The following is a 20,655-nucleotide window of genomic DNA, read 5'->3' on the forward strand; positions in this document are numbered from 1 at the left end:
CGCACAGCACTACTGTCTGCAGCCCGAAAAAAAACCGACCTTTATGGTCGGTTTTTTCATTTCTGCCTCGCTTCCGCCCACCACCTGACATTCCCGTAGTGCGGACATTGGCGCAGCTTGCGTTGCAAAGCCCAGCGGCATCCCAGCAAGCGCCCTACGCGACCCACCCCAAGCCATCCACCCTATTCAGGCCAGCAGCTGCTGCTCACTATCCGCCAGGCTGCCCGCCAACCGCTGCCAGTCATCCTGCTCGGCGCTATGCTGCAGCACCCGCAGCAGGAAATGACAACCGCCAAACATCAGCCGCAGCCGCACCCTGGCCTCCTGTTGCTGCTGCGGCAAGCTCTGCGCCAGTTGCGGCCACAGGCCCACCAGCCGCGCCAGCACCTCGCCCACCTGCTCCAGCTCGGCAAACAGGCCGTGCGCCGGCTTGCCACCGGCCAGCAGCGCCCGCTCCTTCAAGTCGTCGATGCGCTCCTGCAGCAGGGCCAGCAACTGCGCCAGCTGCGCCGCCAGTTGCTCCGGCGTGGCCGCCTGGCGCTGCGCTCCGTCCGGGTCCAGTTGCAGCGCATGCTGCGCCAGCAGGCTGGCCTGAAACTCGCCAGCCGCCTCGGCCACCGCATGCGGCAGCACGTGACGCGGCACTGGCGCATGCGGCAAGCGGGTATGGATGGCTTCGGATTCGCCCACCGGATCGATACGTATCATGCAGACACCCCCAGACAAGCAGGCTCCAGAACACCTCTAGTTCAAAAGCCGAACAGATGCCCCAGCTTGGACTGCTTGGTATTCAGGTAATGATCGTTGTACTCGTTGCGGCCAACCTGCAGCGGCACGCGCTCCACCACATTGATGCCGGCCTGCTCCAGCGTGGCAACCTTGCGCGGGTTGTTGGTCATGATGCGCACTGCCGGCACGTTGAGCAGCGCCAGCATTTCGCGCGCAATGCGGAAATCGCGCATATCGGCCGGAAAGCCCAGTTGCTCGTTGGCCTCCACGGTATCGGCGCCGCCGTCCTGCAGCTTGTAGGCGCGAATCTTGTTCAAGAGGCCGATGCCACGCCCCTCCTGACGCAGGTACAACAGTACGCCGCGCCCCTCGCGGGCGATGGCTTCCAGCGCCGCCTCCAACTGGAAACCGCAGTCGCAACGCAGCGAAAACAGCGCATCGCCGGTCAGGCACTCGGAGTGCACGCGCGCCAGCGGCGCCTCGCCCTGCAGCTCGCCCAGGGTCAGCGCCACGTGCTCGCGGCCGCCTTCTTCCTCGAAACCATGCATGTCGAACACGCCGAACGGGGTCGGCAACTGGCAGCTGGCCACCAGCTCGACGCGTGGGGCCTCATTGCTTTGACTCAAAATCTGCTCCGCTTATTCATATCGATGACAGCTACTGCATGGTAGCCAGCGCTGCCGCACCTACAAAGCGCAAAGATTTGCAGGTTTTATCAGAAATTTTCAACAGGGTTGGCCGCAAGCACGGCAAAGGGTTGCGCCAGGGACAGCGCCAACGCAGCCAGCACCGTTTGCTTGTATTCATCAAAAAATCCGGCCCTGCCATCTTCCGCATCCAGAATGCCCAGCACGCGGCCATCCGCCGCCAGCACCGGCAGGCAGACTTCGCTCTGCACCTTGGGGTCGCATTCATAGTAGGCACCGCCGGCCCGCCGCCAGGCAGCCACGTCCGCGATTACCGCACCCCTGCCACTCAAGCCTACGCGGCTATTGTTACTGAACTGCGCAAAGTCTTCGCTCAGAGGAAACTCGGCACGACTGGGCAGGCCGCGATAGGCCAGCTTGACCAGTCGCGGCTCGCCATCGCGCTCGAAACGGCAGTACACCCCCAGCCAGTCGGCCGGCACCAGCCGCAGGGTGGCCTGCAGCAGCGCATCCAGCTGCCGCAATTTGCCGGCAGCCTCGGCGCTGCGCCCACCCAGCCACGGCGACAGTTCGTACGGCGCTTCCTCCAGCTCATCCACCAGCGAGCAGCTGCCGCCCTCGCCCAGCTTGGGCACCCGGTAACTGAACAGTTCATCCTCGCTGCGCGGCGCGGCCGGCTGCGCCAACGCGGTTTCCAGCACGGCAACGGCCTGCTGCAGGCTGGCGGCGGAAAGCTCCAGCCCGGCTTGTTCCAGGTAGTTTGCGGCACGAGACATCGGGGACACTCCGGCAAAGTAATTTAGTCGGGTATTATCGCCCGTTTTGGCCGCCGGACTCCAGCCATACCGGGCGCAAGCGCTGCAAAAATCGCGCCGCCACCATGCACAACAGCCAGCGTGCGCCGCATCGGCACAGGCTGGCTGTTGAAAACAGGCAAAAAACGCAAGCGGCCGCCGCCGGCCGCCTCACACCGACTGCAGCAAAGGCTCTTCCTCCAGCCAGGCGTGGTGCTCGACATTGCGGCCAACTAGCCGGTTGCGGCCATTCTGCTTGGCCTGGTACATGCGGGCATCGGCCAGTTTGAGCAGCTGCCGCCAGTCATAACTGCCATCCTCGAACCATTCGGCCACGCCGATGCTGGCGGTGATCGGCTCGCCATCCGGGCGCATGCCCAGACCGCAGCGGCGCAGCCGCGCCAGCGCCCGCATTGCCTGGGCCGAGGTGGTATTGGGCAACAGCAGCAGGAACTCCTCGCCGCCCCAGCGCACCAGCACATCGCCCTTGCGCAGCTCGCCCCCCACCCGCTCGGCCAGGCCTTTCAGCGCCTGGTCACCGACATGGTGGCCGAACTTGTCGTTGATGCTCTTGAAGTGATCGATGTCGATGAAGGCCACGCACAGCGGGCTCTGGCAACGCAGCGCCAGCGTGGCCTGCAGCTCCAGCACTTCCTCGCCGCTGCGACGCGAGAAGGCGCCGGTAAGCGGATCACGCACCGCCTGCTGCACCAGCGCGATCATGAATGCCAGCTGGCTGGTACAGGCCAGCGCCGACACCCCGGCGATCAGCACCTGCAGCCAGAAGCTCCCCCAGAACGACGGCCAATCCACGGTAGTCCATTCCAGCATGCCACCCAGCAGGTGGGCGGACAGCGCCGGCACGGCAAAGCCGATGCATTCGGCCAGCGACAGCGGGAAAATCGCCAGGCCGGCCAGCAGCACGAACGGCAGGAAAGCATAGCCGGTACCGATGGCGGCAGAGATGCCTTCCAGGTTGTGGTTCAGCAACAGCAGATGCGATATCACGTAGAACAGTGACGGAATGGCAAACAGGCAGGCCATGCCGGCCCAGGCCTGCATCAGCGTGGCACTGGCACGGTAATGACGGTAGAGCAGGAAGAACGCGGCCGACGCGATCAGCCGCAGCACCGCCAGCTGCAGGCTAAGCCGCCACGGCAACGCCAGCAGATCCACCACGATCCACAGCGGGGTGAGCACACCAAACAGACAGGCCACCAGCCGCACGCGATTAACAATGATGCGCGCACGACGCCCGTTCATCAGCGGCATATGCCCCTGCGGCGACAGCAACCAACCAGCCTCGCTGTCATTGATCTCGCCAGGCAACATTCCCACCAACTTATGCCACAACTGGCTGGACAAACTGCTCATCGGCCATCCCTCGATTAAGTGGCGGGAATTATCGACATGCTTACCGGATAAAGGGTTTGCCGCAGATCAACCTCCGGGCACTCAAGCACAAACAAAAACGGCATCACAGGAAGTGATGCCGTTGCAGCATGAAAAATGTTGTATCAACCGTACACAAAATGGGCGCGCTTCACATTGCACAGCAGCTCGTAGCTGATGGTGCCGGCCTTGGCCGCCACGTCGTTCACGCTGATGGTATCGCCCCACAGCTCCACTTCACTGCCCACGCCGGCCTGTGGCAGGTCGGTAAGATCCACGGTCATCATATCCATGGATACACGGCCGATTACCTGGCTGTTCGCCCCGTCAATCAGCACCGGGCTGCCGGTAGAGGCCAGCCGCGGGTAGCCGTCGGCATAGCCGCAAGCCATCAGGCCGACACGAGTTGGCCGCGTGGTGACAAAGCTGGCACCGTAGCCCACCGGCTCACCCACTCCCAGCTCGCGCACGCCGAAGATGCGGGTGGACAGCCGCATCACCGGCTTGAGCCCGGCGGCGGACGGGTGGCCATCCGGCAGCGGCGAGGAGCCGTACAGCATGATGCCGGGGCGGCCCCAGTCACGGTGCGCACGCTCGTGGATCATGATGCCGGCGGAGTTGGCCACGCTCACGTCGCCCTCCAGGCCAGCGGTGGCGGCATTGAAGGCGGCAATTTGCGCGTCGGTGGCATCGCAACCCGGCTCATCGGCACGAGCGAAGTGGGTCATCTTCACGATGGCATCCACCTTGCCGCTCTGCAGCAGGCGCTGGTAGGCGGCGGCATAATCGGCCGGAAAGAAACCGGCGCGATGCATGCCGGAGTCCATCTTCAGCCACACGCGGTACGGCTTGTCGGCCGGTGCGGCCAACAGCATCTCCAGCTGCTCGCGGCTCTGCACCACCAGCCACAGGTCGTGCGCCTGCACCTCGGCCAGCTCGGCCGCCTCGAACACGCCTTCCAGCAGCAGGATGGGGCCGGTGATGCCGCCGGCGCGCAGCTGCAGCGCCTCTTCCAGGCAGGCCACGGCAAAGCCGTCGGCAATATCGGCCACCGCCTGCGCACAGCGCACCGCGCCGTGACCGTAGGCATTGGCCTTCACCACCGCCAGCGCACGGCCGCCGTGGCGCTGGCGTGCCAGCAGATAGTTATGACGGAAGTGGTCCAGACGAACATGGGCAATCAGGGGACGCATAGCTGGCTTCTTGGAATCGGTTGGTAACGGACAAGAAAAATCCCGCCGCACAGGGCGGGCCACCGTGCAGCCAGCCACCAGGGGCTGGCCGCAAACATATGACCTTGCTGCGGGGCAGGAACTCAGTACGGGATCAGGCCTTGGCCATTGCCGGGGTCTGCATCGGCACCACCAGGGTCTGGCCCGGCTTGGCATAACGCTGCATGGACAAACCGTCCACGCTGATTTCCGGGCGGGCGCCGACGATCTGGTCAGCCAGCACTTTGCCGGAGCCGGCACACATGGTCCAGCCCAGGGTACCGTGGCCGGTATTCAGCGACAGGTTGGCAAAGCGGGTGCCGCCGATGATCGGGGTGCCATCCGGGGTCATCGGACGCAGGCCAGTCCAGAACTCGGCGCGGGACACATCGCCGCCATCCGGATACAGATCGGTTACCACCATTTCCAGCGTGGCGCGACGCTTCGGGTTCAGGCTCAGGTCGAAGCCGGCCAGCTCGGCCATGCCGCCAACGCGGATGCGGTCATCAAAGCGGGTAATGGCGATCTTGTAGGTTTCATCCAGCACGGTGGAGGTCGGCGCACCCTTGGCATTGGTGATAGGCACGGTCAGCGAGTAGCCCTTCACCGGGTAGACCGGGATATTGATGCCCAGGGTCTTCACCATGTCACGCGAGTAGCTGCCGGTAGCCACCACATAGTGGTCGGCAGTCAGCATCTCGCCTTCCACGCGCACGCCGGTCACCTTGTCGCCATAGGTTTCAATACCGTCGATGCTCTTGCCCCACAGGAACTTCACCCCCAGCTCGGCACACATGTCGGCCAGCAGAGTGGTGAACAGCTGGCAGTCACCGGTATCGTCGTTCGGCAGGCGCAGACCGCCCTTGAGCTTGTGCTTGGTCTTGGCCAGCGCCGGCTCGATGCGGGCACAGCCATCGGCGTCCAGCACCTGGTATTCCACGCCGCATTCCTTCAGCACCTCGATGTCCTTGCCCATGGCGTCCACCTGCTGCTGGCTGCGGAACAGCTGCAGGGTGCCACCGTTGCGGCCTTCGAAGTTGATGCCGGTCTCGGCCACCAGCTCGCGGATCTTGTCACGGCTGTACTCGGCCAGGCGCATCATGCGGCCCTTGTTGACGTTGTAATCCTTGTGATTGCAGTTGGCGAACATGCGCGCCATCCACTCCCACTGGTAGGTGCTACCATCCACGCGAATTGCCAGCGGCGCGTGTTTCTGGAACAGCCACTTGAGCGCTTTCATCGGAATGCCCGGCGCGGCCCACGGTGCGGCGTAGCCCGGAGAGATCTGGCCGGCGTTGGCAAAGCTGGTTTCCAGTGCCGGGCCCGGTTGACGCTCGACCACGGTCACATCCACACCGGCCTTGGCCAGATACCATGCAGTGGAAATACCAACGACACCACCACCCAATACGATGACTTTCATGCGCTCCTCCGGGACCTTTCTCCGCGGGCAACCCCGCTTGCTTGCTGTGTGTGTTTGCCGTCTAGACGGCGATCAGTGATTTTGCGTAGTATATTGAGAGATAAGCAGTTTTTTTCACTTACTTTTACTATATACGTAGTGACTTTTCTTTAAAAAATTGAAAAATCCAGTGAAATCGCAACGCACAATAAACACAAGCCAGCGCCAGCTTGACCGCACCGATCTGAAGATCCTGCAGCACCTGCAGGCCAATGCCCGCATCTCGATGACCGAGCTGGCCGACAAGGTGGGCCTGTCCACCACACCGTGCACCGAACGGGTGCGCCGGCTGGAGCGCGATGGCGTGATCGAGGGCTACCACGCCCGCCTCAACCCGCAGGCACTGGGCGCCAGCCTGCTGGTATTCGTGGAGATCAAGCTGTCCGCCAAATCCGGCGACATCTTCGATGCCTTCCGCCGCGAGGTGCAGAAGCTGCCGGATGTACTGGAATGCCACCTGGTATCCGGCGAGTACGACTACCTGCTCAAGGTGCGGCTGCCGGACATGTCCATGTACCGCAAAGTGCTGGGCGACATCCTGCTCAAGCTGCCGCAGGCCAACGAGTCGCGCAGCTACGTGGTAATGGAAGAGGTGAAAGAGACCGCCATCCTGCCGCTGGGCAACTAGCGCGCACCAAAGCGGCGCAAGCCACTGATCACGCACCGTTTTATCGCCAACAAGGCACCAAAATCGCCCCGCCATTGGCATAAACCCTGCTTTGGTGCCGGATATTGCCGCTGGCACCGAAATTGCTCATGAACGCCCCAAGATCACGCATAACAACGGGACGCTCTCATGACTGCCACTTCCCCCAACGATGTCCTCTTCCTGCTGCTGGGCGCGGTGATGATCCTGGCCATGCATGCCGGCTTCGCCTTTCTGGAGCTTGGCACGGTGCGCAAGAAAAGCCAGGTCAACGCGCTGGTAAAAATCCTTACCGACTTTGCCGTCTCCGCCATCGCCTACTTCTTCGTGGGCTACAGCGTGGCCTACGGCGTGAATTTCCTTGGCGATGTAGACCACATCAGCCAGCACAACGGCTACGAACTGGTGAAATTCTTCTTCCTGCTCACCTTTGCCGCCGCCATTCCGGCCATCGTCTCCGGCGGCATTGCCGAGCGAGCGAAGTTTCACCCACAGTCCGCCGCCACCTTCCTGCTGGTGGGCCTGGTGTACCCATTCTTTGAGGGCATCGCCTGGAATGGCCACTTCGGCGTGCAGGACTGGCTTGCGGCCAACCTGGGCGCGCCGTTCCACGACTTTGCCGGCTCGGTGGTGGTACACGCGGTAGGCGGCTGGATCGGTCTCGCCGCCGTGCTGCACCTGGGCGCGCGCCGTGGCCGCTACAGCAAGGAAGGCCGCGTGGCCGCGCACCCGCCTTCCTCCATCCCCTTCCTGGCGCTGGGCGCCTGGATCCTGATCGTGGGCTGGTTCGGCTTCAACGTGATGAGCGCGCAGAAGATCGCCGGCATCTCCGGCCTGGTGGCCATCAACTCGCTGATGGCCATGGTGGGCGGCACCCTCACCGCGATGTGGCTGGGCAAGAACGACCCCGGCTTCATCCACAACGGCCCGCTGGCGGGCCTGGTGGCCGTGTGCGCCGGCTCCGACATCATGCATCCGATCGGCGCGCTGGCAGTGGGCGGCGTGGCCGGTGCCATGTTCGTGTGGCTGTTCACCCTGACGCAGAACCGCTGGAAGATCGACGACGTGCTGGGCGTATGGCCGCTGCACGGCCTGTGCGGCGCCTGGGGCGGCGTGGCAGCCGGCATCTTTGGCCAGGGCTGGCTGGGCGGCCACGGCGGCGTGAGCTTCGGCGCACAGTTGATCGGCACCGCAGCCGGCATCGCCATCGGCTTTGGCGGCGGCTACCTGGTGTATGGCCTGCTCAAGCGCACCGTGGGCATCCGCCTGAGCGACGAAGAGGAATTCAACGGCGCCGACCTGTCGATACACCAGATCACCGCCACCCCGGAGCGGGAAACCAACTGGTAAGGGCGCCTGACAGGGAACAATTAAGTCTGTCGGGCATGAACAAATGAAAAAGGGAGCTGGGCTCCCTTTTTCGTTACTTCCACTCTTCAGCATTGCACCGACAAACTGGAAAAGTGATGAGCGATACAGAAATCATCCCGCTGGAGCACCGCACCCAAAAGGTCGGGACAATCCGGGCACTCGCTCAAAGGCCACTTCCTGTGACCCTTTCACAAGGTGCACTTGGAGCCCGACCTGGACAGCCCCGGCTCCAGCAGGCAATCCTGTCCTATGGTTGGCCGCAAGCTGGTAACGCGCAGACGGGCCGGCTTAACGCTTGCCGGCCGCCTCTTCTCGCCGGCGCTTGGCCTCTTCCAGCAGGTAGACCTGGTAGTCGTCCAGATCGCCCGCGAAATCGCTGACCCCGCCACGCGACACCATCCAGAATTCGTCGCACACCGCACGCAGCAACGCCCGGTCGTGGCTGACCAGCATCACCGAGCCTTCGAACTCGTTCAGCGCCACGCTCAGCGCCTCGCGGGTGGCGAGGTCCAGATGGTTGGTCGGTTCATCCAGCAGCAGCAGGTTTGGCCGCTGCCACACGATCATGCACAGCACCAGCCGCGCCTTCTCGCCGCCGCTCATGCTGCCGACCGGCTGCTTCACCATGTCGCCGCTGAAGTTGAAGGTGCCGAGGAAATTGCGCAGCCCCTGCTCGCGGCAATCGTTGGCCGACGGCCGCATCGCCGCCGGGGTGTCGCGCACCAGACGGAACATGTGCTGCAGCGGATCGTCCTCCGGCCGCAGCACGTCCAGCTCCTGCTGCGAGAAGTAGCCGATATTGAGCCCCTTGCCGCGAATGATCTCGCCTCCGACCGCCTGCAGCGCCTCGGCCACGGTTTTCACCAGCGTCGATTTGCCCTGGCCGTTGGCACCGAGAATGCCGATACGCTGCCCGGCCAGCACGGTGCGGTTCACATTGCGCACGATCACCGTCGGCGGCGTATCTTCCGGCGCGCCCTCCGGCGCCGGATAGCCGAACACCGCGCCGGTCATAGCCAGCATCGAGTTCGGCAAGCTCTGCGGCTCCTTGAATTCGAACTGGAACTCGGCATCGGCCAGCACCGGCGCGATCTTCTCCATCCGCTCCAGCGCCTTGACCCGGCTCTGCGCCTGCTTCGCCTTGCTGGCCTTGGCCTTGAAGCGATCGATGAACTTCTGCAGGTGCGCCATCTTTTCCTGCTGCTTGGCCTGCGCCGCCTGCTGCAGAACCAGCTGTTCTGCACGCATGTCCTCGAACTTGCTGTAATTGCCGCCGTAGCGCACCAGCTTGGCATTGTCGACGTGCAGCGTCACGTTGGTGACGGCATCGAGGAATTCGCGGTCATGGCTGATCACCACCATGGTGCCGGCGTACTGCTTCAGCCACGCTTCCAGCCATACCAGCGCGTCCAGATCCAGGTGGTTGGTCGGCTCGTCCAGCAGCAGCAGATCGGACGGGCACATCAGCGCACGCGCCAGTTGCAGCCGCATGCGCCAGCCGCCGGAAAAGCTGTTCACCGGCTGCTGCAGTTCGGCGACGCTGAAACCCAGCCCGAGAATCAGCGCTTGTGCCCGTGCCGGCGCGTCGTGGGCACCGGCATCGTTGAGCGCGGTATAGGCGTGCGCCATGCGCATGTAGTCTTCGCCTGCCTCGGCCTCGGCCACCTCCTGCTGCGCGGCGAGCAGGGTGGTATCGCCTTCGATCACAAACTCGGTCGCCGTCTGCGCCGTTTCCGGCATGTCCTGCGCCACCTGCGACATGCGCCACTGCGACGGGATCGACACATCGCCGCCGTCTTCGTGCAGCGAGCCGTTCAGCACCGCGAACAGCGAGGATTTGCCGGCGCCGTTGCGGCCGACCAGGCCGACTTTCTCGCCGGGATTGAGCGTCACCGACGCGTTGTCGAGCAGGACTTTGGTGCCGCGGCGCAGGGCCACGTTTTTCAGAATGATCATGGGAAGCGCCGTGCGGCGGCAGAAAACAGGTTACGCCGCGACCGGCGACAAGGCGGGAAGACGACAGGCAATGCGGCCAACGTTGGCCGCACCGGGACAGGGAGCCGTCACATGCTGCAAAGCAATAAAAACGGCGCGGCGCAGATGGTAACACGCCCCTACGTGTTCCAAAGGGGAAGAAAGCTGACGTTCGGTGCCGGCAACTGAGAAATGGCCGGTGTGTGACTCTAAGCAGACGCTCAGGACAAATGGGGGGCGCCTCGAAAAACCCGGATTTTTAAGCGAGACAAGGCGCGAACGAAAAATTTCTACGCAGCATATATTTGATATGTAAGGAGAAATTTTTCGTGAGCAACACAGTATCGCGACGAAAGCTGGAGTTTTTCGAGGTGCCCTGGGGTAACAGACCGCCTTGGCCGCTTAGCACGAATTGGCCGTAAGGCAGGTTTCGGTGCATGGCAGTCACCTGAATGGCCGCCGCAGAGGAATCCTGACCGGATGCAACCTCCCCCGCCACCCTACGACTGCTGCAGATGGGTCATATCCTTGCTGACCCGCTTCAGGTGCTGCTCGACATAAAAAGCGGCCGCCTGCTCGTCACCATCGACGATGGCCTCGTAGATCAGCCGGTGTTCCGCAACATACAGCTCGATGCGCGCGGCGTCGTAGATGCCGTCATCGCGCAAGCGCTGCCACAGCGGCTGCTCCATGCTGCTGGCGATCTGGTCTGCAATTCTTACCAGTAACCCATCACCGGTCATCACGGCCAACTCGCGGTGGAACAGACGGTCCGATTCGCTCCACAGCAGTTGCTGCTGCGGGTCGTCAATATCCTTGACCCGCGCCATCGCCGCCAGCAGCTGCTCGGCCACCGGGCTGCGTCGCGACTTGCGCGCCGCCATGCGGGCAATCGCCGGCTCCAGCATCAGCCGCACTTCCAGCATGGCAACCGGGCTGTCGTCGGTGCGCTCACGTAGCTGCCCCGCATCGGCCGGTCTCCCCGGCAGTTCCTTGCATACATAGGTGCCAGAACCACGGCGGGTTATAACCAGTGCCTCGTTCTGCAGCGCGCCGATTGCCTCGCGCACGGCGGGGCGGCTCACACCAAACAGGGTGGCCAGCTCGCGCTCGGAGGGCAGCCGCGACTCGGGCGCATAGTCTCCAGCATAAATCCGGGCCCGAATCTGTTCGGCCACCTGTTCGTACACCAGCTGGGCACGAAACGGCTGGTTCGGCTCTTCCTGCACGGCAAACTCCTTGCTTGCGATTGTTGCAAAACTGGTCAACAGTCACCCGCAATGTGGCAACTTTTAAAAACCAGTTTTGCAAACCACTCGATCAAACGGTAAAAATATTTACCAGAAACCAGATATTGGTAAGTATATCAGCCCAGCGGGGCATGAGCAGCCCACGCTAAGCGGCCCGCCACGCTCGTCTTCAGCCATTGGAAGCCCCACATGCAGAACCTATCCGTTCTTTCGCCACAGCAGACCGCCGAGCTGCTGCCGTACAACGCGCTGTGCGAAGACATCGCGCAGGCGGCACGGGATTACCAGGCCGGGCAGATACATTGCCCGGAACGGCAAGTGCTGCCCCTGCAGGACAGCGCCGTCCTGCTGTCGATGCCGGCCACCACGCACGACATCGGCATTCACAAGCTGGTCAACGTGTGCCCGGGCAATCAGCGCATAGGCTTGCCGACCATCCAGGGGATCGTCAGCGTTTATGACGCTGCCTCCGGCAGCCCGCGCCTGCTGCTGGACGGTCCCACGGTAACCGCCCGCCGCACCGCCGCAGTTACCCTGCTGGCCATGCGCCGGCTACTGCCGGCAGCACCCGGACACATTGCGGTATTCGGCTGCGGCAAGCAGACCTCCGCGCACCTGGAAGCATTTGCCGACCAGTACCCGGGCATGCGGGTGGATGTACACGGCCGCTCGCAACAGCAGGTTCGCGACTTTATCGAGCGCCACCGCGCCCTGCCGCTGCAGCTGCTGGCTGGCGGCCAGGCGGTAGACGATGCGGCCGAGGTGGTGGTTACCCTCACCACGAGCAAGACACCGGTGTACACCCAGGCAGCACAGGCCAATCGCCTGCTTGTCGGCGTCGGCGCCTTCAAGCCGGACATGGTCGAGTATGGCGCTACCCCGGTTCATGGCAGCACGATCTATATCGATGACACGATCGGCGCGCGTCACGAGGCCGGCGACCTGATCCAGGCCGGCATCGACTGGAACACGGTGCAGTCGCTAGCCGACGCAGGCGTTGCGCCCATCGACTTCACCCGCCCACGCCTGTTCAAGAGCGTTGGCACCGGCGCCTGGGACCTGGCCGCAGCACGCTGCGCATTGCGGGTGCTCGGCAAGGGCGCTGGCTAGGGCCAGCGCCTGAAGAGCGCTGTTTGGCCACACCGGGGCGCTGGCACGGCACCGAGATGCCGCCAGCCAGCGCCGCTCACTGCCCCCCTTCGCACGACGCGGCGCCACGCCCGCACTTGACCTGGCGCATTGCCGCTGGGAATCCATCACTTATAAATAACCTAGCAATCCACCCCTGCCGTTGTACTCAGGCCGTACGCCGCCTGGAGATGATCGATGTCTGACGACAAACAGCCGATGGGCCAGACCCGTATCCACAAGACCGGCACGCAACAACCCGCACCGCATCTGGCAAGCTACGAACAGGCGGCGGCGCAGTTCCGCTGGGACGATGCGGCCAACTTGCTGGATGGCCTGCCGGGCGGCGCGGGACTGAACATCGCCTACGAGGCGGTAGACCGCCACCTGGCGCATGGCCGCGGCGACAAGACCGCCTTGCGCTGGCTGGGGCGCAATGGCGAGCGGCGCGAGCTGAGCTATGCCGGGCTGGCACAGGCCAGCAACCGCTTTGCCAACGCGCTGCACAGTCTGGGGGTACAGCCGGGCGAAGGCGTGTTCGTGCTGATGGGCCGCCTGCCGGAGCTGTACGTGGCGCTGCTGGGCGCGCTCAAGGCGCGCTGCGTGGTGACGCCGCTGTTCTCGGCCTTCGGCCCGGAGCCTATCGCCACCCGCGCCGAGATGGGCGATGCGCGCGTGCTGGTAACCACGCCGGAGCTGTACCTGCGCAAGGTGCAGGGTCTGCGCCAGCGGCTACCCGGCCTGCGGCATGTAATCGTGGTGGGCGAGGCGCCAGCCGGTGATGCCAGCCTGCACAGCTGGGCCGCGCTGGTGGATGCGGCCAACCCGGACTACGCCATCGCGCCCACCGACCCGGAGTCTGTCAGCCTGCTGCACTTCACCAGCGGCACCACCGGCAAGCCCAAGGGCGCCATGCACGTGCATGCGGCGGTGCTGGCGCATGCGGTGACCGGCCGCTACGCGCTGGATCTGCACGATGATGATGTGTTCTGGTGTACCGCCGACCCCGGCTGGGTAACCGGTACCAGCTACGGCATCATCGCACCGCTGGTCTGCGGCGTGACCAATGTGGTGGTGGAGGCAGAATTCGACGCGCAGAGCTGGTATGGCGTGCTGGCCAGCGAGCGCGTGACGGTGTGGTACACCGCGCCCACCGCCATCCGCATGATGATGAAACTGGGCGCCGCGGCGCTGCAGGGCTACGACCTGTCGGCGCTGCGCTTCATGGCCAGCGTGGGCGAGCCGCTGAACCCGGAGGCGGTGCTGTGGGGGCAGCAGGCGTTCGGCCTGCCGTTCCATGACAACTGGTGGCAGACCGAGACCGGCGGCATCATGATCGCCAACTACGCCGCCATGGACATCAAGCCCGGCTCCATGGGCAAGCCGCTGCCCGGCATCACCGCAGCCATCGTGCAGCGCGACAGCAGCGGCCTGCGACTGATCGACTCGCCGGATACCGACGGCGAGCTGGCGCTGAAAACACCGTGGCCATCGATGATGCGCGGCTACCTGCACGAGGACGAGCGCTACCGCAAATGCTTTGTCGACGGCTGGTATCTGACCGGCGATCTGGCGCGGCGAGATGCCGATGGCTACTACTGGTTTGTTGGCCGCGCCGATGACGTGATCAAGTCGTCCGGCCACCTGATCGGCCCGTTCGAGGTGGAAAGCGCGCTGCTGGAGCACCCGGCGGTGGCCGAGGCCGGGGTGATCGGCATTCCCGACCCGATGGCCGGCGAGGTGGTGAAGGCCTTCGTGGCGCTCAAGCCCGGTTTTGCCCCGGACGAGGCGCTGCGCAACGAGCTCTTGGGCCATGCCCGCAAGCGGCTGGGCGCGGCGGTGGCGCCCAAGCAGATCGAGTTCCGCAACAACCTGCCCAAGACCCGCAGCGGCAAGATCATGCGTCGGCTGCTGAAGGCGCGCGAGCTGGGGCTGCCGGAGGGCGATCTTTCCACCCTGGAAAGCGACGAAAAGTGAGGGCCGGGCGATGAGCGACAAACTGCACCTGGATCGCGCCAGCCTGCACCAGCTGTATCGGCAGATGCAGCGCATCCGCCGCTTCGAGGCTCGTTGCGTTGCCCTGTACCAGGCGCAGCAGATACGCGGCTTTCTGCACCTGTACGACGGTCAGGAGGCGGTGGCGGTGGGCGTCACTTCGGCACTGGACGCTGGCGATGCGGTGCTGGCCACCTACCGCGAACACGGCCACGCGCTGGCCAGGGGGGTACCGATGGACGCGCTGATGGCGGAGATGCTGGGCAAAGAGCAAGGCTGCTGCCGTGGACGCGGCGGCTCCATGCACATCTTCGACCAGGCGCGGCGCTTCTATGGCGGCAATGCCATTGTCGGCGGCGGGCTGCCGCTGGCGGTGGGCATCGCCATGGCGGACAAACAGCTGCGCCCGGGGGCGGTGACGGTGTGCTTCTTTGGCGAGGGCGCGGTGGCTGAGGGGGCATTTCACGAGAGCCTGAACCTGGCGGCGTTGTGGCAGTTGCCGCTGCTGTTCGTGTGCGAAAACAACCTGTACGCCATGGGTGTGCCGCTAGCGGATTCGGATGCCGAGCCGGAGGTCTACCGCAAGGCGGCCGCCTACCGCGTGGCCGCGGCACAGGTGGATGGCATGGACCTGGTGAAGGTGGCGGCGGCGGCCAGGCTGGCGGTGGCGGAGCTGCGTGCCGGGCGCGGCCCCTACCTGCTGGAGTGCCGCACCTATCGCTACCGCGCGCATTCCATGTTCGATACCCAGGCCTACCGCGGCAAGGACGAGGTGGACAAGTGGCGCCAGCTGGACCCGATCGCCCGGCTGCAGGACTGGCTGCTGGCCAACCGGCAGATCAGCGCGGAAGAACTTTGCCGCATCGATGCCGACATCAGCGCCGAGATCGACGCGGCGGTGGCATTTGCCGAGGCCGGTACGCCGGAACCGCTGGCCGAGCTGACACGCTTCGTGCTGATGGACAGCGTGGTGCAGGAGCAAACGCCATGAGCCGCATCACCTATCGCGAAGCCTGCCGCCAGGCGATTCGCGCCGCACTGCTGGCCGACCCGCGCTGCTTTGTCATGGGCGAGGACGTTGGCCGCTACGGCGGCTGCTACGCGGTAACCAAGGGCTTGCTGGAGGAGTTCGGCCCGCAGCGCATCCGCGATACCCCGCTGGCCGAGAACGGTATTGCCGGCGCCGGCGTGGGTGCGGCGCTGGCCGGGCTGCGGCCGATTGTCGAAATCATGACCTGCAACTTCAGCCTGCTGGCGCTGGACCAGATCATGAACAACGCCGCCAGCCTATCGCACATGTCGGGTGGGCAGTTCGCCGTGCCGCTGGTGATCCGCATGGCCACCGGCGGCGGCCGCCAGTTGGCGGCGCAGCACTCGCACAGCCTGGAAGGCTGGTATGCGCACATTCCGGGGCTGAAAGTGCTGGTGCCGGCCACGGTGGAAGACGCCCGCCACATGTTGGCCGCAGCGCTGGCCGACCCCAACCCGGTACTGATTTTCGAGCACATCGTGCTGTACAACGCCGAAGGCGAGCTGGATGAGGCAGTCAGTGCCGTGGATATCGAGCATGCCAAAGTGCGCCGCAGCGGCACCGACATCAGCCTGGTGACCTATGGCAACAGCCTGCCAAAATGCCTGGTCGCCGCCGAAGAGCTGGCTCGCGCCGGCATCCAGGCCGAGGTGATCGACCTGCGCGTGCTGCGGCCGCTGGACAGCGCCACCGTTATCGCATCGGTGAACCGCACCCACCGCTGCCTGATCGTGGACGAAGGCTGGCGCAGCGGCTCCATCTCCGCCGAAATCGCCGCCCGGCTGGCCGACGAGGCGTTATACGAACTGGATGCGCCAGTGCGGCGGGTGTGCAGCGCCGAAGTACCGGTGCCCTACGCGGCGCATATGGAAACCGCGGCGCTGCCGCAGGTGGCGGACATCGTGGCGGCCGCCCGCGCGCTGCTGCAGCCGGCGGGGTAGCGCGATATGGCCGATTTTCTGATGCCCTCGCTGGGCGCCGACATGGAGACCGGCAAGCTGGTGCAGTGGCTGGTGAAGGCGGGAGATCGCGTCAAATCCGGCGACGTGGTGGCGGTGGTGGAAACCCACAAGGGCGCCATCGACGTGGAAATATTCCTTGATGGTGTCATCAGCAATCTGGCCGCGCTGGATCAGGAGGTACCGGTAGGCACCGTGCTGGCTACGGTGCAGCAGCCCGGTGAAGTGGCGCAAACCGTGGCGCCAGCTGCACCGGCAGTTGTTGCCGCGCTGGTGCCAGCCACGGCAGCCGCCAGCCCCGCGGCCGCCGGCCTTGCGGCCAACGTTGGCCGCATGCGCATCAGCCCGGCAGCGCGGCGGCGGGCGCAGCAGCTTGGCGTGGACGTGGCGACACTGGCGGGAACTGGCGAGGGCGGCGCCATCTGCCTGCGCGATGTCGAGGCTACTGCCGCCCGACAGCCGACGGCTCCGGCACAAGGCAGCGAGCCACATCGCGGTTTCGACCCGGCGCAGATGCGGCTGGCCATTGCCGCAGCCATGGGCCGCTCCAAGCGCGAGATTCCGCATTACTACCTTAGCGACAGCATCGACTTCACCGCCGCCGCGCAGTGGTTGGCCGCTTGGAATGCCGGGCAGCCGCCGGAGCAGCGCCTGCTGGCAGCGGTGCTGCTGTTGAAGGCATGTGCCAAGGCGCTGCAGGCCTACCCGCAGTTCAACGGTTTTTACCGGGATGGCGGCTTTCACGCCGGCCAGGGCCTGCATATCGGCTGGGCCATTGCCTTGCGCGGCGGCGGGTTGATCGCCCCGGCCATCCACCATGTAGACCGCTTGAGCCTGCCGCAGCTGATGGCCGCCATGCGCGAGCTGGTGCAGCGGGCCAGGGCCGGCGGCCTGCGCAGCTCGGAGCTGGGCGACCCGAGCATTACCGTTACCAACCTGGGCGAGCGCGGCGCCGAAAGCGTGCTGGGTGTGATCTACCCGCCGCAAGTGGCCATCATCGGCTTCGGCCGGGTACAGCAGCGGCCATGGGTGCTGGACGGGCAACTGGCGGTACGCGAGGTGCTGAGTGTCAGCCTGGCGGCGGACCACCGCGTGACCGACGGCCACCTGGGCGGGCAGCTGCTGGCCGCCATCAACGAAGCACTGCAACACCCGGACACCTTGTGAGCACGGGTACAGGAGAACAGGCATGAACAGGGATGAAGTCATGGCGCTGGTGGCCAGCGTACTGGCCCGCATCGCCCCGGAGGCCGAGCTGGCCGGCGTGGGCGACAGCGAGGACCTGCGCGCGGCACTGGATCTGGATTCGATGGATTTTCTTAACCTCATCATTGGTCTGAGCAAGGGTAGCGGGCAGGACATACCGGAGAAAGACTACCCCCGGCTGTTCACGCTGCAGGGAATTGTGACTTACCTGGCGCAGTAGCTGCGCCATTACCGTGCCATGGCACGGCGGCCGGGTGTGTACTGCCGTCGACTGCACAACAAGCAGCGACAAGGACATGACTCAGGTACCCAGCATGAGCTTTTCGACAGGCACTACTGCCGGTGACAACCCGGGACACAGTAGCAAAGGATTATCCAGCGTCCTGTGGTCGGTTGAGACCCGGCTCAGGCTGGCGGATTCCCTGTTCATCAATTCCGACGAAGGGATATGCATTACCGATCTGTCCGAAGTCATCATCGATGTGAACCCTACCCTGTGCGCCCTGACCAGCTATGACCGCGCCGAACTGATCGGCAACACCCCGCGCATATTTTCATCGCAGTTACACGACAAGGCATTTTTCTCCGCGCTGTGGCACACCCTGCTGACCAAAGGACAATGGCGGGGAGAAGTCTGGAACCGGCATCGCGATGGATCGCTCTACGCTGTCCGGCTGAATATTTCCGCCGTCTATGACCAGAACCAGAATATCTCGCACTTTGTCGGCATCCTGGCCGACATTACCGAGCAGAAGCTGCTTATGCAGTCGTTGGAGAAGAATGCCAATTTCGACCCCCTGACCGGGCTGCCCAATCGGCTGCTGTTCAACGACCGCCTGCACCTGGCGCTGGCCCAGGCCGACCGGACCAGCACCATGCTGGCGGTCTGCTTTCTGGACCTCGATGGCTTCAAGGCAATCAATGATGCCCACGGACACCAGACGGGTGACCTGGTGCTACAGGCCGTAGCCAGCCGTATGGCGTCGAACGTGCGCAGTGGTGACACCATCGCCCGCCTGGGGGGAGATGAATTCATCATCCTGCTGTGGGGGCTGCAACAGGCCAGCGAGTGCCGGCAGATGCTGGAGCGGCTGCAACAGGCCATTTGTCAGCCAGTGCTGTTGCCGCGGCTGACGCTTGTCCCGGCGGTGAGCATTGGCGTTGCCATCTACCCTGCCGATGCACAGACTACCGAGCAACTGCTGGCCCTGGCGGATACCGCCATGTACCGCGCCAAGGCGGCTGGGGGTAACCGCATAGCCTACTACCAGGCCTGAGTCGGCACCGGCAGGCACAGGCCGGCACGGCCCGCGCGACGGGCTGGGCTAGACTGAAGGGTGCATCGGAAACAGGCAAAGCCGGTTCACCCACTACAGGAGGCCACTGATGCGTACCGCCACCCGAATGGAAAATGACGCCATGGGCACGGTTGCCGTGCCGGCCGAGGCCTTGTGGGGCGCGCAGACCCAGCGCTCCCTGGCGCATTTCAGCATTTCCACCGAACAGATGCCCGCCGCGCTGCTCATGGCGCTGGCGCGGGTAAAGCTGGTGAGCGCGCGGGTAAACGCCAGCCTCGGCCAGCTGCCGGAGTCCGTTGCCGGCGCCATCATTGCCGCCGCCGGCGAAGTGCTGGCGGGCAAGCACCCACAGGCGTTTCCGCTGTCGGTGTGGCAGACCGGCTCCGGCACGCAAAGCAATATGAACATGAACGAGGTGCTGGCCAACCGTGCCTCCGAGCTGCTGGGAGCCGGACGCGGCGCCGCGCGCTGCGTGCACCCCAACGATCAGGTCAACCTTGGCCAGTCTTCCAACGATATCTTCCCCACGGCCATGCATGTGGCCGCCGCCAGCGAACTGCATGCCAGGCTGCTGCCAAGTCTGCAGGCACTGCAAGCCACCCTGGACGGCAAGTCACAGGACTTCGCCGCCATCGTCAAGATCGGGCGCACACACCTGCAGGATGCCGTACCGCTGACACTAGGCCAGGAGGTTTCCGGCTGGGTGGCGCAGCTGCAGCATGCCGAGCAAGCGGTACGCAGCAGCATGGATGCGCTGTACGAGCTGGCGGCTGGCGCAACCGCGGTGGGCACCGGCTTGAACACCCACCCCAGGTTTGGGGCCGAGCTCGCCGCCGGCCTTGCAGCGGACACCGGCCTGCCGTTTCGCTGTGCGGCCAACCGCTTTGCCGCGCTGGCCGGACATGATGCCCTGGTCAGCGCGCACGGCGCGCTGAAGACCCTGGCGGTAGCGCTGATGAAAATTGCCAACGATGTGCGCTGGCTGGCATCCGGGCCACGTTGCGGCCTGGGTGAGCTGCTGCTGCCGGAGAACGAGCCGGGCAGCTCGATCATGCCCGGCAAGGTGAACCCCACGCAGTGCGAAGCCCTGACCATGGTCTGCTGCCAGGTGCTGGGCAATGATGTGGCGCTGAATATCGGCGGCGCCTCCGGCAACTTCGAGCTAAATGTCTACAAGCCATTGATCATCCACAATTTTCTGCAGAGCGTGCGGCTGCTGGCTGACGCGATGGCAAGTTTCGATACGCACTGCGCGCGCGGCATCACTGCCAACCGGGCGCGCATCTACGAACTGCTTGCCCGTTCGCTGATGCTGGTAACCGCACTGAGCCCGCACATCGGATACGACCATGCGGCCGAGATCGCCAAGCACGCCCACGCCGAGGGGCTGACGCTGCGCGAGGCGGCTCTCGCCAGCGGCTATGTCAGCGCGGCGCAGTTCGATGCCTGGGTACGCCCGGAGCAGATGGTATGAAGCCCCCTGCCTCTTTAGCCGGCGGGAAGGCGCGGCCCAGGCAGGAATGAAAATGCCGTTCACTGTCGGCAGTGAACGGCATTTGGCAT

Annotated in this window: 17 protein-coding genes and 1 pseudogene; 10 read left to right on the forward strand and 8 right to left on the reverse strand. The window is 64.6% G+C overall.

Annotation, left to right across the window (positions count from 1 at the left end; all coding sequences use genetic code 11):
* Positions 1 to 186: 186 nt before the first annotated feature.
* The 6 genes and pseudogenes from ACFOKJ_RS07575 to ACFOKJ_RS07600 all read right to left on the reverse strand — a co-directional run.
* On the reverse strand, positions 187 to 708 hold the full coding sequence (locus ACFOKJ_RS07575) for a hypothetical protein (protein WP_390278067.1): 522 nt from the start codon (positions 706 to 708) through the stop codon (positions 187 to 189).
* A 41-nt stretch (positions 709 to 749) separates the two neighbouring features.
* Complete coding sequence (gene ribA, locus ACFOKJ_RS07580; protein ID WP_390278069.1) at positions 750 to 1,355, reverse strand: GTP cyclohydrolase II; 606 nt, start codon at positions 1,353 to 1,355, stop codon at positions 750 to 752.
* An 89-nt stretch (positions 1,356 to 1,444) separates the two neighbouring features.
* Positions 1,445 to 2,152, reverse strand: coding sequence for a GAF domain-containing protein (locus ACFOKJ_RS07585; protein ID WP_390278071.1), 708 nt, complete (start codon positions 2,150 to 2,152; stop codon positions 1,445 to 1,447).
* 189 nt (positions 2,153 to 2,341) lie between these two features.
* The gene (locus tag ACFOKJ_RS07590; protein ID WP_390278583.1) at positions 2,342 to 3,502 is read right to left on the reverse strand and encodes a GGDEF domain-containing protein; all 1,161 of its coding nucleotides are present in this window, start codon (positions 3,500 to 3,502) and stop codon (positions 2,342 to 2,344) included.
* 185 nt (positions 3,503 to 3,687) lie between these two features.
* On the reverse strand, positions 3,688 to 4,755 hold the full coding sequence (alr, locus tag ACFOKJ_RS07595; protein WP_390278072.1) for an alanine racemase: 1,068 nt from the start codon (positions 4,753 to 4,755) through the stop codon (positions 3,688 to 3,690).
* 133 nt (positions 4,756 to 4,888) lie between these two features.
* Positions 4,889 to 6,199, reverse strand: a pseudogene (locus ACFOKJ_RS07600) (D-amino acid dehydrogenase); the annotation flags it as partial.
* Between the two features lie 166 nt (positions 6,200 to 6,365).
* Here ACFOKJ_RS07600 and ACFOKJ_RS07605 point away from each other — a divergent pair.
* Together ACFOKJ_RS07605 and ACFOKJ_RS07610 are read left to right on the forward strand one after the other, a co-directional pair.
* Positions 6,366 to 6,863, forward strand: coding sequence for a winged helix-turn-helix transcriptional regulator (locus ACFOKJ_RS07605; RefSeq protein ID WP_390278074.1), 498 nt, complete (start codon positions 6,366 to 6,368; stop codon positions 6,861 to 6,863).
* A 168-nt stretch (positions 6,864 to 7,031) separates the two neighbouring features.
* Positions 7,032 to 8,231: an ammonium transporter gene (locus ACFOKJ_RS07610; protein ID WP_390278076.1), complete on the forward strand. Its 1,200-nt coding sequence runs from the start codon at positions 7,032 to 7,034 to the stop codon at positions 8,229 to 8,231.
* 309 nt (positions 8,232 to 8,540) lie between these two features.
* On the opposite strand, the gene ACFOKJ_RS07615 is transcribed toward ACFOKJ_RS07610, so the two are convergent.
* Both ACFOKJ_RS07615 and ACFOKJ_RS07620 read right to left on the reverse strand, forming a co-directional pair.
* Positions 8,541 to 10,208, reverse strand: a complete 1,668-nt coding sequence (locus tag ACFOKJ_RS07615; protein WP_390278078.1) for an ABC-F family ATP-binding cassette domain-containing protein — start codon at positions 10,206 to 10,208, stop codon at positions 8,541 to 8,543.
* A 518-nt stretch (positions 10,209 to 10,726) separates the two neighbouring features.
* Entirely contained in the window at positions 10,727 to 11,455 is a 729-nt protein-coding gene (locus ACFOKJ_RS07620) for a FadR/GntR family transcriptional regulator (protein ID WP_390278080.1), read from the reverse strand.
* A gap of 210 nt (positions 11,456 to 11,665) precedes the next feature.
* Between ACFOKJ_RS07620 and lhpI the strand changes: the two genes are divergently transcribed.
* From lhpI to fumC, 8 genes are all read left to right on the forward strand, one after another.
* Positions 11,666 to 12,586 carry a bifunctional Delta(1)-pyrroline-2-carboxylate/Delta(1)-piperideine-2-carboxylate reductase gene (lhpI, locus tag ACFOKJ_RS07625; protein WP_390278082.1) on the forward strand — a complete coding sequence of 307 codons (921 nt, stop codon included), beginning with the start codon at positions 11,666 to 11,668 and terminating at the stop codon, positions 12,584 to 12,586.
* A gap of 216 nt (positions 12,587 to 12,802) precedes the next feature.
* Positions 12,803 to 14,581: an acetate--CoA ligase gene (gene acsA, locus ACFOKJ_RS07630; RefSeq protein ID WP_390278084.1), complete on the forward strand. Its 1,779-nt coding sequence runs from the start codon at positions 12,803 to 12,805 to the stop codon at positions 14,579 to 14,581.
* 10 nt (positions 14,582 to 14,591) lie between these two features.
* Positions 14,592 to 15,590: a pyruvate dehydrogenase (acetyl-transferring) E1 component subunit alpha gene (gene pdhA, locus ACFOKJ_RS07635; RefSeq protein ID WP_390278087.1), complete on the forward strand. Its 999-nt coding sequence runs from the start codon at positions 14,592 to 14,594 to the stop codon at positions 15,588 to 15,590.
* A complete protein-coding gene (locus ACFOKJ_RS07640) occupies positions 15,587 to 16,570 on the forward strand; it encodes an alpha-ketoacid dehydrogenase subunit beta (protein ID WP_390278090.1) in 984 nt (327 codons plus the stop codon). The genes pdhA and ACFOKJ_RS07640 overlap by 4 nt, the downstream gene beginning before the upstream one ends.
* A gap of 6 nt (positions 16,571 to 16,576) precedes the next feature.
* Positions 16,577 to 17,755, forward strand: a complete 1,179-nt coding sequence (locus ACFOKJ_RS07645) for a dihydrolipoamide acetyltransferase family protein (RefSeq protein ID WP_390278092.1) — start codon at positions 16,577 to 16,579, stop codon at positions 17,753 to 17,755.
* Between the two features lie 22 nt (positions 17,756 to 17,777).
* Positions 17,778 to 18,014 carry an acyl carrier protein gene (locus ACFOKJ_RS07650; RefSeq protein ID WP_390278095.1) on the forward strand — a complete coding sequence of 79 codons (237 nt, stop codon included), beginning with the start codon at positions 17,778 to 17,780 and terminating at the stop codon, positions 18,012 to 18,014.
* Positions 18,015 to 18,090: 76 nt separating this feature from the next.
* Complete coding sequence (locus tag ACFOKJ_RS07655; RefSeq protein ID WP_390278098.1) at positions 18,091 to 19,071, forward strand: diguanylate cyclase domain-containing protein; 981 nt, start codon at positions 18,091 to 18,093, stop codon at positions 19,069 to 19,071.
* Positions 19,072 to 19,180: 109 nt separating this feature from the next.
* A complete protein-coding gene (gene fumC, locus ACFOKJ_RS07660) occupies positions 19,181 to 20,566 on the forward strand; it encodes a class II fumarate hydratase (RefSeq protein ID WP_390278101.1) in 1,386 nt (461 codons plus the stop codon).
* Positions 20,567 to 20,655 lie beyond the last annotated feature (89 nt).

Source organism: Vogesella amnigena, from assembly GCF_042648905.1.
GTDB classification, from domain to species: domain Bacteria; phylum Pseudomonadota; class Gammaproteobacteria; order Burkholderiales; family Chromobacteriaceae; genus Vogesella; species Vogesella amnigena.

Bases quoted from the DNA above. Each gene is read 5' to 3' on its own strand.
- ACFOKJ_RS07575 (WP_390278067.1), bottom strand. From the start codon at position 708: ATGATACGTATCGATCCGGTGGGCGAATCCGAAGCCATCCATACCCGC.
- ACFOKJ_RS07655 (WP_390278098.1), top strand. From the start codon at position 18,091: ATGACTCAGGTACCCAGCATGAGCTTTTCGACAGGCACTACTGCCGGT.
- ACFOKJ_RS07610 (WP_390278076.1), top strand. From the start codon at position 7,032: ATGACTGCCACTTCCCCCAACGATGTCCTCTTCCTGCTGCTGGGCGCG.
- pdhA (WP_390278087.1), top strand. From the start codon at position 14,592: ATGAGCGACAAACTGCACCTGGATCGCGCCAGCCTGCACCAGCTGTAT.
- fumC (WP_390278101.1), top strand. From the start codon at position 19,181: ATGCGTACCGCCACCCGAATGGAAAATGACGCCATGGGCACGGTTGCC.
- ACFOKJ_RS07645 (WP_390278092.1), top strand. From the start codon at position 16,577: ATGGCCGATTTTCTGATGCCCTCGCTGGGCGCCGACATGGAGACCGGC.
- ACFOKJ_RS07615 (WP_390278078.1), bottom strand. From the start codon at position 10,208: ATGATCATTCTGAAAAACGTGGCCCTGCGCCGCGGCACCAAAGTCCTG.
- ACFOKJ_RS07590 (WP_390278583.1), bottom strand. From the start codon at position 3,502: ATGTTGCCTGGCGAGATCAATGACAGCGAGGCTGGTTGGTTGCTGTCG.
- acsA (WP_390278084.1), top strand. From the start codon at position 12,803: ATGTCTGACGACAAACAGCCGATGGGCCAGACCCGTATCCACAAGACC.
- ACFOKJ_RS07640 (WP_390278090.1), top strand. From the start codon at position 15,587: ATGAGCCGCATCACCTATCGCGAAGCCTGCCGCCAGGCGATTCGCGCC.
- lhpI (WP_390278082.1), top strand. From the start codon at position 11,666: ATGCAGAACCTATCCGTTCTTTCGCCACAGCAGACCGCCGAGCTGCTG.
- ACFOKJ_RS07650 (WP_390278095.1), top strand. From the start codon at position 17,778: ATGAACAGGGATGAAGTCATGGCGCTGGTGGCCAGCGTACTGGCCCGC.
- alr (WP_390278072.1), bottom strand. From the start codon at position 4,755: ATGCGTCCCCTGATTGCCCATGTTCGTCTGGACCACTTCCGTCATAAC.
- ACFOKJ_RS07585 (WP_390278071.1), bottom strand. From the start codon at position 2,152: ATGTCTCGTGCCGCAAACTACCTGGAACAAGCCGGGCTGGAGCTTTCC.